The sequence below is a fragment of the Phenylobacterium sp. genome, from assembly GCF_030693405.1.
In the GTDB taxonomy this organism is placed as follows: domain Bacteria; phylum Pseudomonadota; class Alphaproteobacteria; order Caulobacterales; family Caulobacteraceae; genus Phenylobacterium.
Genome location: NZ_JAUYAW010000027.1, coordinates 1 through 11,199, shown reverse-complemented (window position 1 = coordinate 11,199; position 11,199 = coordinate 1). Strand labels below are relative to the sequence as shown.

The 11,199-nt window shown below is 67.7% G+C and carries 12 protein-coding genes; 5 read left to right on the top strand and 7 right to left on the bottom strand.

The genetic code is table 11. The features are described 5' to 3' along the window. The 5 genes from lptD to Q8N19_RS05210 form a co-directional block, all read left to right on the top strand. On the top strand, positions 1–532 hold a 532-nt coding region (lptD, locus tag Q8N19_RS05230), incomplete at its 5' end, for an LPS assembly protein LptD (RefSeq protein ID WP_305588543.1). A gap of 43 nt (positions 533–575) precedes the next feature. After that, positions 576–1,904, top strand: coding sequence for a peptidylprolyl isomerase (locus Q8N19_RS05225; RefSeq protein WP_305588542.1), 1,329 nt, complete (start codon positions 576–578; stop codon positions 1,902–1,904). Beyond that, on the top strand, positions 1,901–2,905 hold the full coding sequence (gene pdxA / locus Q8N19_RS05220) for a 4-hydroxythreonine-4-phosphate dehydrogenase PdxA (protein WP_305588541.1): 1,005 nt from the start codon (positions 1,901–1,903) through the stop codon (positions 2,903–2,905). Before Q8N19_RS05225 ends, pdxA begins: the two co-directional genes overlap by 4 nt. Further along, entirely contained in the window at positions 2,902–3,741 is an 840-nt protein-coding gene (gene rsmA / locus Q8N19_RS05215; protein WP_305588540.1) for a 16S rRNA (adenine(1518)-N(6)/adenine(1519)-N(6))-dimethyltransferase RsmA, read from the top strand. The genes pdxA and rsmA overlap by 4 nt, the downstream gene beginning before the upstream one ends. A 49-nt stretch (positions 3,742–3,790) precedes the next feature. Then, a complete protein-coding gene (locus Q8N19_RS05210) occupies positions 3,791–5,056 on the top strand; it encodes a mechanosensitive ion channel family protein (protein ID WP_305588539.1) in 1,266 nt (421 codons plus the stop codon). Here the strand turns inward: Q8N19_RS05210 and gmk are convergent. The 7 genes from gmk to Q8N19_RS05175 form a co-directional block, all read right to left on the bottom strand. Further along, positions 5,053–5,694 (bottom strand): guanylate kinase, encoded by a 642-nt coding sequence (gene gmk, locus Q8N19_RS05205; RefSeq protein ID WP_305588538.1) that lies wholly within the window; start codon positions 5,692–5,694, stop codon positions 5,053–5,055. The genes Q8N19_RS05210 and gmk overlap by 4 nt on opposite strands. Before the next feature lie 39 nt (positions 5,695–5,733). Further along, entirely contained in the window at positions 5,734–6,618 is an 885-nt protein-coding gene (locus tag Q8N19_RS05200) for a YicC/YloC family endoribonuclease (RefSeq protein ID WP_305588537.1), read from the bottom strand. A 46-nt stretch (positions 6,619–6,664) separates the two neighbouring features. Beyond that, positions 6,665–7,756 (bottom strand): endolytic transglycosylase MltG, encoded by a 1,092-nt coding sequence (gene mltG / locus Q8N19_RS05195; RefSeq protein ID WP_305588536.1) that lies wholly within the window; start codon positions 7,754–7,756, stop codon positions 6,665–6,667. Positions 7,757–7,759: 3 nt separating this feature from the next. Continuing rightward, positions 7,760–9,055: a beta-ketoacyl-ACP synthase II gene (gene fabF, locus Q8N19_RS05190; protein ID WP_305588535.1), complete on the bottom strand. Its 1,296-nt coding sequence runs from the start codon at positions 9,053–9,055 to the stop codon at positions 7,760–7,762. Between the two features lie 113 nt (positions 9,056–9,168). Beyond that, positions 9,169–9,408, bottom strand: a complete 240-nt coding sequence (locus Q8N19_RS05185; protein WP_293318447.1) for an acyl carrier protein — start codon at positions 9,406–9,408, stop codon at positions 9,169–9,171. Between the two features lie 174 nt (positions 9,409–9,582). Beyond that, entirely contained in the window at positions 9,583–10,323 is a 741-nt protein-coding gene (fabG, locus tag Q8N19_RS05180) for a 3-oxoacyl-[acyl-carrier-protein] reductase (RefSeq protein WP_305588534.1), read from the bottom strand. A gap of 27 nt (positions 10,324–10,350) precedes the next feature. After that, positions 10,351–11,199 (bottom strand): ACP S-malonyltransferase (locus tag Q8N19_RS05175; RefSeq protein WP_305588533.1); only part of this gene is annotated, 849 nt, incomplete at its 5' end.

The window sequence follows — 11,199 nt, the reverse complement described above, 5'->3', positions numbered from 1 at the left end:
GGACGATGGACGCCGGGCCACGGTGCTGGTGGGTCGGAGCTTCCGCGACCGCGAAGAGCCGGCCTTTCCGGAGCGCACAGGCCTGAGAGACACCACTTCAGACTGGATCGTCGCGGCCCAGGCGCAGCCGATTCGGGGCGTGTCCGCCTTCGGCCGGGCGCGGCTGAACGGCGACACCCTCGATGTCCGTCGGGCCGAGACCGGCGCCAACATCGCTCTGGGACGGGGTTCGGGTTTCTTCCGCTATCTCTGGGACGACCTGGACATCAATGGGGTCAAGCGCGAGAATCTCGACCTCGGCGGCGAGTTCTTCATCACCCAGAACTGGGGGATCACCGCCTACGGCAACCGCGACATGGTTCAGAATGGCTGGGTGGTGCGCGACGTCGGGGTGGTCTATCGGGACGAGTGCACACGGATCGAAGTCATCTACCGCCGCGAGGACACGATTGTCGGCCGTCTGGGTCCCAGCGAGTCTGTGGCGGTGCGCCTAACCCTCGCCACATTGGGCGAACCTATCTATGCCAATTAGGATCAGCGGCGCTTCCAGCCGCCACGAAGGAATGACCCAAGCGATGTTGTCTGCGCGTTCAGTCCGCGGCCGAGCGGCCTGCGGCGTCGCCCTTGTGGCGTTTCTGGCGACCGGCGCCGTGTCCGGTCTGGCCCTGGCGCAGGATGCGCCGGCCTCTCCGCCGGCCGCGCCCGCTGCGGGCCTGTCGGAATATGCCGCGGCTGTGGTCAATGACGAGATCATCTCGACCTATGACCTTGCTCAGCGCATGCGTCTGCTCATCGCCACCACAGGCGTCCAGCCCACCGAACAAAACCTGCCCCAGATCCAGCAGGAGGCCCTGATCGCCCTGGTGGATGAAACTCTCCAGCTGCAGGAGCTGCGGCGGGTCGAGCGAGAGCAGAAGTTCAGCATCATCGCCAGCGATGAGGACGTGAACGAGGAGCTCGCCGAGCTGGCCTCGGGCAATGAGATGAGCGCCGAGCAGTTCACCTCGATGCTGCGAAGCCAGGGCGTGCTGGATTCCTTGCGCGAGCAGCTTCGCGCCCAGGCCAGCTGGCAGCGCTGGATCCAGGGTCGCTACGGCTCCCGCCTGCGGATCGGCGAGGACCAGGTGCGCGCCGTCCTTGAGCAGCAGCAGGCTCAGGCCTCGCGTCCGCAGTTTCAGGTCAGCGAAGTGTTCATCGACGGCGCCCGGGTGGGCGGCATGGACGTGGCCGTCCGCGGCGCCGAACAGCTGGTGGCCCAGATGCAGCAGGGCGCGCCGTTCCAGGCGGTCGCCCGGCAGTTCTCCGCAGCGCCCACGGCGGCCTCTGGCGGGGACGCTGGATGGGTTGGCCCCGGCGAGATGCCGCGGGAGGTCGAGCTGGCGCTTGAGCAGATGCGCCCTGGTCAACTTTCCCGGCCGATTCCGGTGACCGACGGCGTCTACATCGTCTATCTGCGCGACAAGCGGTCCGGCGCGGGCGCCACCGTCGTCAACCTGAAACAGGCCGCCATCGGCGTTCCCGCAGGCGCGCCGGAGAGCCAGGTCGAGGCGGCGCGGGCTCGGCTGATCGCCCTTCGGTCGCAGATCACCAGCTGCGGCGATCTGGAGGCCGTGGCCAGTGGGCAGGCCGGCATCGTCGCCGGCGACCTGGGCGAGGCTGAGATCAGTGACTTGGCGCCGGCTTTCCGCGCGGCGGCTGAGGCCCTTGAGGTCGGCCAGCTGTCGGAGCCGATCCGCACCGAAGCCGGCATGCACATTGTCGCGGTCTGCGGCAAGCGCGCGTCGGGAGGCTCGGAGCTGTCGCCTCAGATGGTCGAGCGCCGGTTGTTCTTCGAGCAACTGGGCCTGATCGCCCGGCGTTACATGCGCGACCTTCGGAACGCAGCCACTATCGAGACCCGGTGAAGAACCGCCCCCTGGCCATCAGTCTCGGAGATCCCGCCGGGATCGGCCCCGAGATTGTCTTCAAGGCCTGGAGCGCCCTTCGGCACACGGGGCCGCACTTCCTTGTCGTAGGCGACCTCAACCAGGTCGCCGCGGCGCCGGGCGGCACGAGCGGCCTGATCCGCCGGATCAGCACGGCGGAGGACGCGGCGCGGACCTTCTCCCAGGCCCTGCCGGTCATCGATATCCCCCTGCTGGAGCCTGTCGTGGCCGGTGCCCCCTCGCCCCGGGCGGCAAAGGCTGTGATCGCCTGGATCGAGACGGCGGTGGGCCTGGCCCTGTCAGGCGCCGTCGGCGGCGTGGTCACCGCGCCGATCGCCAAGGAGAGCCTCTACGGCGCCGGCTTCCCCTTTCCGGGGCACACCGAGTTCCTGGGCGAGCTGACCCTGTCGCACCGCTATGACGGGGCCAGGGGTCCTGTGATGATGCTGGCGGCTCCGGGGCTGCGGGTGTCCCTGGTCACCGTGCACACCCCGCTGGCCGAGGTCTCTGCAAGCCTGACGGTCGAGAAGATCGTCAACGCCGGACTGGTCACGGCCCAGGCGCTGCGACGGGATTTCGGCGTCGAACATCCCAGGCTGGCCGTGGCGGGCCTCAATCCCCACGCCGGCGAGGGCGGCACCATCGGGCGCGAGGAGGTTCAGGTGGTCGGCCCCGCTGTCCGGGCTCTGCGGGACCTTGGGGTCAACGCCCTGGGCCCCAGTCCGGCCGACAGCCTGTTCCATGAGGCCGCCCGGGCGAAGTATGACGCTGTGCTCTGCCTCTATCACGACCAGGCTCTGATCCCGGTGAAGATGCTCGACTTCTGGGGCGGGGTGAACATCACGCTTGGCCTGCCCATTGTGCGCACCTCGCCGGACCACGGGACGGCCTTCGATATCGCCGGACGCGGCCAGGCGCGGCCAGACAGCATGATCGCGGCGATCCGAATGGCCCAAGCCATCGCCGAACGGCGCTCATGAGCGCGCTCACCGATCTGCCGCCCTTGCGCCAGAGCCTCGAGGCGCACGGCCTCATGGCCGACAAGGGGCTTGGCCAGCACTTCCTGCTCGACCTCAACATCACCCGCAAGATCGCCCGCCTGGCCGGCCCCCTGGAAGGCGCTCGGGTGCTTGAGATCGGCCCCGGCCCCGGGGGACTGACCCGGGCGCTGCTGGAGGCTGGCGCACATGTGACAGCCATTGAGAAGGACGTCCGTTTCCTGCCGCTTCTCAACGAATTGCAGGAAGTTTCTGACGGTCGATTGACGATCCAGATGGCCGACGCCCTCAAGGTCGATGAGGCGGCTTTGACGGGCGGTCACCCGGTCGCGATCGTGTCCAACCTGCCCTACAACATCGGCACCGCCCTGCTCATCAAATGGCTGACCGGACCCTATCGGCCTGCGGCCATGACCCTGATGTTCCAGAAGGAGGTCGCCCAGCGGATCGTGGCGCGGCCTGGCGACGACGCCTATGGCCGCCTCGCAGTGATCGCCCAAGCGACCGCCCAGGCGAAGATCGTCATGGAGGCGCCGGCGCGGGCTTTTACTCCGCCGCCCAAGGTGGACTCCGCCGTGGTGCGACTGGATCCGCTGAACGATCGGCCTCCTGAGGCCCTGCTGGGCGCCCTGGAGCGAGTCAGCCAGGCCGCCTTCGGTCAGCGACGCAAGATGCTGCGCGCCAGCCTCAAGGTGCTGGGCGGCGCGGCGCTGTGCGACGAGGCTGGGATCGACTCCGCACGACGGGCCGAAACCCTGTCGCTGGACGAATTCATAGGCCTGGCCGAGGCTCTGCAACGGGCAGAGGGCGCGCGCTAACGCCCGACAGGGCTTGCCCGCACCAAGCCCCCTCCTCTAGGACCGCCTGATGCAGGAACTGGATCAGGCCCTCGCTGGCCTCAATGACTATCCCCATCTTCAGACCCTGATCGGGCTTGGCCTGCTCGCCACCCTTGCAGTGGTGGTCAACTGGCTGACCCAGCACGTCCTGCTGCGCATCGTGCGGCGCGCACTCAGCCTCTCGCTTAAGGACGAGGCCGAGATCTTCTTCCGCGAGGTGATCGCGCGCCTGGCCAATGTGGCGCCGGCCGTCGTGGTCTATCAGGCCGTGCTGGTGGTCCCCCACCTGCCTGAGGCCGCTGAGACCGTTGTGCGCAATGTCGCGGCGGCCTTCATGATCCTGACCGTGATCCTGGCGATCACGGGGGCGCTCAACCTCGTCAACGCCCTCTACGCCCGCAGACCGGAAGCCCGCCAGCGGCCGATCAAGGGCTACATCCAGGTCGGCAAGATCGTCCTCTATGCGGCCGCCGCCATCCTGGTGGTGGCGACCCTGCTGGACCGCTCGCCGCTGTTGCTGATCTCCGGCCTTGGCGCAATGGCTGCGGTCCTGCTGCTGGTCTTCAAGGACACCATCCTGTCCCTGGTGGCCTCGGTTCAGCTGACCAGCAACGACATGATCCGGGTGGGCGACTGGATCGAGATGCCGCAGCTCAACGCCAATGGCGATGTCATCGACCTGGCGCTGCACACGGTGAAGATCCAGAACTTCGACAAGACGATCACCACGATCCCCACCTGGCGGCTGATCAACGAGTCGTTCGTGAACTGGCGCGGCATGCAGGAATCCGGCGGTCGTCGGATCATGCGCGCCATTCTGATCGATCAGACGACCATCCGCTTCCTAACCCCGCAGGAGCGGCGCGACCTGGACCGGTTCGCCCTGCTGGATGTCTATCTGGCCAGCAAGGACAAGGACCTGGCCGCCTGGAACGAGTCGTTGGTCAAGTCGGGACGCGACCCGGTCAACACCCGACGCCTGACCAATATCGGCACCTTCCGGGCCTACGTACTGGCCTATCTCAAGGTCCATCCGGGTATAGCCAAGGAGAAGACCCTTCTGGTGCGACAGCGCGATCCCACGCCCGAGGGCCTGCCCCTGGAGATCTACGCCTTTACCAATACGGTGCAGTGGGAGGCCTATGAGGCCATCCAGAGCGACATCTTCGACCACGTGCTGTCGATCCTGCCGGAGTTCGACCTGCGCCTGTTCCAGGCGCCCACCGGCCGGGACATGCGCGGCTTGACCGAGACGATCCGCAGCGACCTCGCCGCCGCGCAGCCGCTGGGCTAGAGACGCTCGTCCAATAGCCGCTGCACGAAGTCACGCAGGCCGGGGTTGCGCACCCGCTTCTGCCGTTCGGCGTGATAGATGTGGGCCAGGTCGGCATAGGCCCGGTCGTAGTCGTCATTGACGATGACATAGTCATAGTCGACGGCCCGCTCGATCTCTCCGTAGGCCCGGCCGAGACGCCGCTGGATCACGTCCTCCCGGTCCTGAGCGCGGGCGTGAAGCCGCCGCGACAGTTCGGCCATGCTGGGCGGCAGGATGAAGACCCGCACGACATCGTCGGGGGCTTTCTGGGCGATCTGGGCGGCCCCCTGCCAGTCAATGTCGAAGAGTACGTCGCGGCCGAGGCCCAGGGCGTCCATCACCGGCTGGGCGGGACTGCCATAGCGGTGCTCGTGGACATTGGCCCACTCCAGGAAGGCGTCATCGAGAACCATCCGGTCGAAGGCCGCGCGATCGACGAAGTGATACTCCCGCCCGTCCTCTTCACCCGGCCGCGGATCCCGGGTCGTCGCCGAGACCGAGAGCTCCAGTTCGGCGTGATCAGCCACCAGCCGGCGCGACAGGGAGGTCTTCCCGGCCCCTGATGGGCTGGAGATCAGCAGCATCAGGCCGCGACGGGGAACGGAACTCTGGATCATCGGTCTCGGATCTGGTCTGGGCGGGCCGGCGTGCCGTGTCTATTCCACATTCTGGACCTGTTCGCGAAGCTGCTCGATGACCGCCTTGAGCTCCAGTCCCACCGCGGTGAGGGGCGACAGGGCGGACTTGGAGCACAGGGTGTTGGCCTCCCGCATGAACTCCTGGGTCAGGAAGTCCAGCCGGCGCCCTACTGGCCCCTCCCCATTGAGCAAGGCTCGGGCCGAGTCCACGTGGCCAGCCAGGCGGTCCAGCTCTTCACGGACATCAGCCTTGACGGCCATGGCCGCCGCCTCCTGAACGATCCGATCTTCCAGTCCAGCCGGATCGCCGATCAACTCGGCCATGCGACGGGCGAAGCGCGCCTTGATCACGTCCGGCTGTTCAGCGGCCAGCGCTCCAGCCTGCCCGGTGAGGTCGGCGATCTTGTCGGTCAGGCCCAGCAGGATGCCGATCAGGGCCGTCCCTTCGGCGTCACGCGCGGCCTTCAGGGCGTCGAGGGCGCCTGAGATGGACGCCGCCATGGCCGCCTCCACCCGGGCCAGGGCCTCGGCGTCAGGTTCAGCCTCGGCGACCTCGATGACCCCGCGAAGGGCCAGCAGGCCATCGACTGAAGGAGGCGTGGCTCGGCCCTGCGCCACCAGCGCCTCGGTGGCCGCCAGATAGCGATGGGCCTGGTCGAGATTGATGCGGACCTGAGCCTGGCTTTCGGCCCGTTTCGCCTGCAGGCCAACGGTGATCTGGCCCCGCTGAAAGCGCGCCTGAGCGCCGTCGCGCGCTATCCTTTCAAGGCTCTCAAAACCCGGGGGGCCGCGGAAGCGGACATCCAGATTGCGGCCGTTGACCGAGCGCGCCTCGGCCGCCCAGGCCCAGTCGTCCTGAGCGCCCTCGACCCGGCCAAAGCCGGTCATGCCTGAAAGCGCCATGGTCAGTCTCCCGAAGCCCTACGCGACACCGCGGCATGCCGCGCGGTCATGGCTGCGCCGACAAAGGCGCGTCCACGGGCGGCTCCGCCGCCGCGCCATCCGACGGCGCCCTGGCCCGTTCAATCCGGCGCCAGCGCTCCACATTGCGCCGATGCTCGTCATATGTGGCGGCGAAGGCGTGTCCGCCGCTGCCGTCTGCGACGAAGAACAGATAGTCGGTCTCTGGCGGATCCAGGACAGCGGCCAGCGCCGCGCGACCCGGATTACAGATGGGCGTCGGCGGCAGGCCATCGACCCGATAGGTGTTGTAGGGCGTCGGGCGATCGAGCTCGGACTGCCGGATACCGCGCCCCAGGGGCCGCCCCTTGGTCAGGCCATAGATGATCGTCGGGTCGCTCTCCAGCCGCATGCCCCGGCGCAGGCGGTTGACGAAGACCGAGGCCACCTGTGGCCGCTCAGAGCCCAGGGCGGTCTCCTTCTCCACGACCGATGCGAGGATCACCGCCTCCTGCGGGCTGTTGACGGGCAGGCCGGGCTGGCGCTTGGACCACAGCAGGGCCAGCACCTCGTCATGGGCGTCCATCATCCGCTGCAGCACCGCGGCGCGGTCTTCCCCGCGCTCGATCTGGTAGGTCTCGGGCAGCAGCGCCCCCTCGGGCGGCGAGGGCGCAACCCCGGTGAGCAGGGGGTTCTCCGCAAGGATTTCCACCACCATCTCCGAGGTGACGCCCTCGGGAATGGTCACGAAGTGGCGCACCACCCGGCCGGCGCGGATGTCGTCCAGCACCCGGGCCATGGACTGGCGCGCGGCGAACTCATACTCGCCGGCCTTGAGGCTGCGGGCCGCTCCGGTGGCCTGGGCGGCGGCCAGGAAGATGGGCGCGGATGAAATCACGCCGGCGCCTTCCAGGGTCGAGGCGATCTCGGGCAGGCCCGCGCCCCGGCGAAGGATCACCGTGGTGCTATCGCCTTCAGCCGACGGGCCAGGTCCCTGATACATCCACAGGGCCCAGAGTCCGGCCAGGGCCAGGACCAGGGAGAAGGTCACCGCCGCACTGACCAGGGTCACGATAAGGCGGCGCAGGGGCGAAACGCCGGCGCCCCTTTTGGCCGGTCGGGGGCGAGGCGCGCGAGCCATGGATCAGACCTGTTTGAACACCACGGAGGCGTTGGTGCCGCCGAAACCAAAGCTGTTGGAGAGCGCCACCTTGATCTCCCGGGGCTGAGCCTTGTTGGCCGCCAGATCGATCGGCGTTTCGACCGAGGGATTGTCCAGATTGATGGTCGGCGGGGCGATCTGATCGCGGATCGCCAGGCAGGTGAAGGCCGCTTCGATGGCGCCAGCGGCGCCCAGCAGGTGACCGGTGGCCGACTTGGTGGACGACATGGTCACCTTGGAGGCCGCATTGCCGAGCATCCGCTCGACGGCGCCCAGTTCGATCTCGTCGCCGAGCGGGGTCGAGGTGCCGTGAGCGTTGATGTAGTCGATGTCGGACGGCGAAATGCCCGCATCCCTGATCGCCGCCTGCATGGCCCGGAAGCCGCCATCGCCATCCTCGGCAGGGGCGGTGATATGATAGGCGTCGCCGGCCAGGCCGTAGCCGGCCACCTCGGCATAGATCTTCGCGCCACGGGCCTTGGCGTGTTCGTACTCTTCCAGCACCAGGACGCCGGCGCCCTCGCCCATCACGAAGCCGTCGCGGTCCTTGTCATAGGGCCGGCTGGCCTTGGTCGGGTCGTCATTGAAGCCCGTCGACATGGCGCGGCAGGCGATGAAGCCCGCAATACCCACCGGGCAGATGGCCGCCTCGGCCCCGCCCGCCACCATCACATCGGCGTCGCCGTACTTGATCATCCGCGCCGCGTCGCCGACGGCGTGGGCCCCGGTGGCGCAAGCCGTCACCACCGAATGGTTGGGCCCCTTGAAGCCGTGGCGGATGGAGACCTGACCGGAAGCCAGGTTGATCAGGGCTGAGGGAATGAAGAAGGGGCTGACCCGACGGGGGCCCTTCTCGTGCAGCTCGATGCTGGTCTTCTCGATGGTCGCCAGACCGCCAATGCCCGAGCCGATGATCACGCCGGTCCGCTCACGGCCCTCATCATCCTGCGGCGCCCAGCCGGAGTCCTTCACCGCCTCGTCGGCGGCCGCGATGGCGTAGAGGATGAAGTCGTCGATCCGCCGCTGGTCCTTCTGCGACATGACGCTGTCAGGATCGAAGGATCCTTCCACATCGGCCCCGCCGCCGCCGCGTCCATCGACGCGCGGCACTTCGCAGGCCACGTTGCAGGCATAGGTCGAGGCGTCGAAGGTGGTGATGTTCCCGGCCCCGGACTTGCCGGCCAGGATCGCCTTCCAGGTGACCTCGACGCCCGAACCGAGCGGGGTGACCAGACCGAGGCCGGTGACGACGACGCGGCGAGTGTTGGCGGTGGACATGGCGTTTCTACTCCCGGGGCCGGCCCCAAAACAAAACCGCCGCGCCTCTCCGGCGCTGGGGCCTAAGGGACGCGGCGGTCATGTGTCAGACGTCAGGCGAAGACGCCCGGGCGTCAGGCGCCCAGACGCTCCTGAATGAACTTCACGGCGTCGCCGACCGTCTGAATGTGTTCAGCGGCGTCGTCCGGAATCTCGATATCGAATTCTTCTTCGAAGGCCATGACCAGCTCGACGTTGTCGAGGCTGTCGGCGCCCAGGTCGTCAATGAAGCTGGCCTTTTCAGTGACCTTCTCGGGATCGGCGTCGAGGTGCTCGATGACGATCTTGCGCACGCGTTCCAGAATGTCGGACATTCGCTTTTAGTCCCTCTAAATTCAACTGATGCATCCGCGACGGAGGACGCCTTGTCAACCTTCGGCGGTGTTGGGTTTGAGACCTCACAGGTGGTCCCAGGCAGTCTTGGCCAGCTTAATCGGCGAGCGCCGTAGCATGTTCCTTTCGGCGAGGCCAGCGGCCAACAGGCCCGTTCAGATCATCGCCATGCCGCCATTCACATGCAGCGTCTGGCCGGTGACATAGGCGGCCTCGGCGCTGGCGAGATAGACGCAGGCGGCGGCGATCTCATCCCCGGTTCCGAGCCGGCCCGTCGGGATTGTCGAGAGAATCTGCGCCTTCTGGCCCTCATTGAGGGCGTCGGTCATCGGGCTTTCGATGAAGCCCGGCGCGATGCAGTTGACGGTAATTCCCCGGCTGCCGACCTCCTGGGCGAGCGCCTTGGAGAAGCCGATCATGCCGGCCTTGGAAGCCGCGTAGTTGGTCTGGCCAGGATTGCCCATAACCCCCACCACGGAGGTGATGCCGATGATTCGTCCGTAGCGGCGCTTCATCATCCCCTTCATCGCCGCGCGGCTGAGGCGGAAATAGGATTCCAGGTTCACGCGGATCACCGCGTCCCAGTCCTCGTCCTTCATCCGCATCAGAAGCCCGTCGCGGGTGATGCCAGCATTGGCCACAAGAATATCCAGCGGCGCGCCGGCGGCGGTCTCAGCGGCGCTCACCAGCCCATCCACGGACTCGGCGTCGGAAAGGTTGGCTGAGGCGACGCTGACGCGCGTCTTGAGATCAGCCGCCATCTCATCAAGCACGGCCTGACGGGTGCCCGACAGGACCACATGAGCGCCCTGGGCGTGCAACGCCCTGGCGAGCGACGCCCCGATGCCGCCGGTGGCGCCGGTGACCAGGGCGGTCTTTCCCGAAAGATCGAACATTTCTGCGCCTCCAGCGGCGGTTGGAACTCAGAGGGACTTGGCGAAGGCTTCCAGGTCGGCCGGCGTGTTCAGCGGCGTCGCCTCGGCGTCCGGGGCGATGCGCTTGGCCATGCCCGAAAGGACCTTGCCGGCCCCGGCCTCGGCGAACCGGGTCACCCCGCCGGTCTCCACCAGCCAGGTGACGCTCTCGCGCCAGCGGACGCGGCCGGTGACCTGCTCGACCAGCAGTCGGCGGATCTCTTCGGGGTCATGCACGGGACGGGCCGTCACATTGGCCACCAGGGGCGCCCGGGGCGAAATGATGGTCGCCGAAGCCAGGGCTTCGGCCATCTCATCGGCAGCCGGCTGCATGAGCGGGCAATGGAAGGGCGCCGAGACATTCAGAGGGATGGCGCGGGCGCCCAGCTCCTTGGCCTTCTCAATGGCGCGGTCCACCGCGGCCTTGGCCCCGGAGATCACCACATTGCCCTGGTTGTTGTCGTTGGCCACGACGCAGACGCCGACCTCGGCGCCGGCCGCAGCGGCGGCCTCGGCTAGGGCCACGTCGGTCTTGGGGCCGATCAGGGAGGCCATGGCCCCCTCGCCCACGGGTACAGCCCGCTGCATGGCCTGGCCCCGCAGCTTCAGCAGGCGGGCGGTGTCCGCCAGGCTGATGGCGCCGGCTGCAGCCAGGGCGGAGTACTCTCCAAGACTATGACCCGCCACAAAGGCCGCGCGATCCACGCCGACGCCGAATTCCTTCTCCAGCACGCGGCTCACCGCGAGACTGACGGCCATCAGCGCCGGTTGAGCGTTCTCGGTCAGGGTGAGATCGGTCTCCGGCCCGTCGCGCATCAGGGCGAACAGCTTCTGCCCGAGCGCGTCGTCGACCTCCTG

Coding starts and splice junctions, on each gene's coding strand:
- Q8N19_RS05225 (WP_305588542.1), top strand. CDS start 576: ATGTTGTCTGCGCGTTCAGTCCGCGGCCGAGCGGCCTGCGGCGTCGCC.
- rsmA (WP_305588540.1), top strand. CDS start 2,902: ATGAGCGCGCTCACCGATCTGCCGCCCTTGCGCCAGAGCCTCGAGGCG.
- Q8N19_RS05210 (WP_305588539.1), top strand. CDS start 3,791: ATGCAGGAACTGGATCAGGCCCTCGCTGGCCTCAATGACTATCCCCAT.
- gmk (WP_305588538.1), bottom strand. CDS start 5,694: ATGATCCAGAGTTCCGTTCCCCGTCGCGGCCTGATGCTGCTGATCTCC.
- Q8N19_RS05200 (WP_305588537.1), bottom strand. CDS start 6,618: ATGGCGCTTTCAGGCATGACCGGCTTTGGCCGGGTCGAGGGCGCTCAG.
- mltG (WP_305588536.1), bottom strand. CDS start 7,756: ATGGCTCGCGCGCCTCGCCCCCGACCGGCCAAAAGGGGCGCCGGCGTT.
- fabF (WP_305588535.1), bottom strand. CDS start 9,055: ATGTCCACCGCCAACACTCGCCGCGTCGTCGTCACCGGCCTCGGTCTG.
- Q8N19_RS05185 (WP_293318447.1), bottom strand. CDS start 9,408: ATGTCCGACATTCTGGAACGCGTGCGCAAGATCGTCATCGAGCACCTC.
- fabG (WP_305588534.1), bottom strand. CDS start 10,323: ATGTTCGATCTTTCGGGAAAGACCGCCCTGGTCACCGGCGCCACCGGC.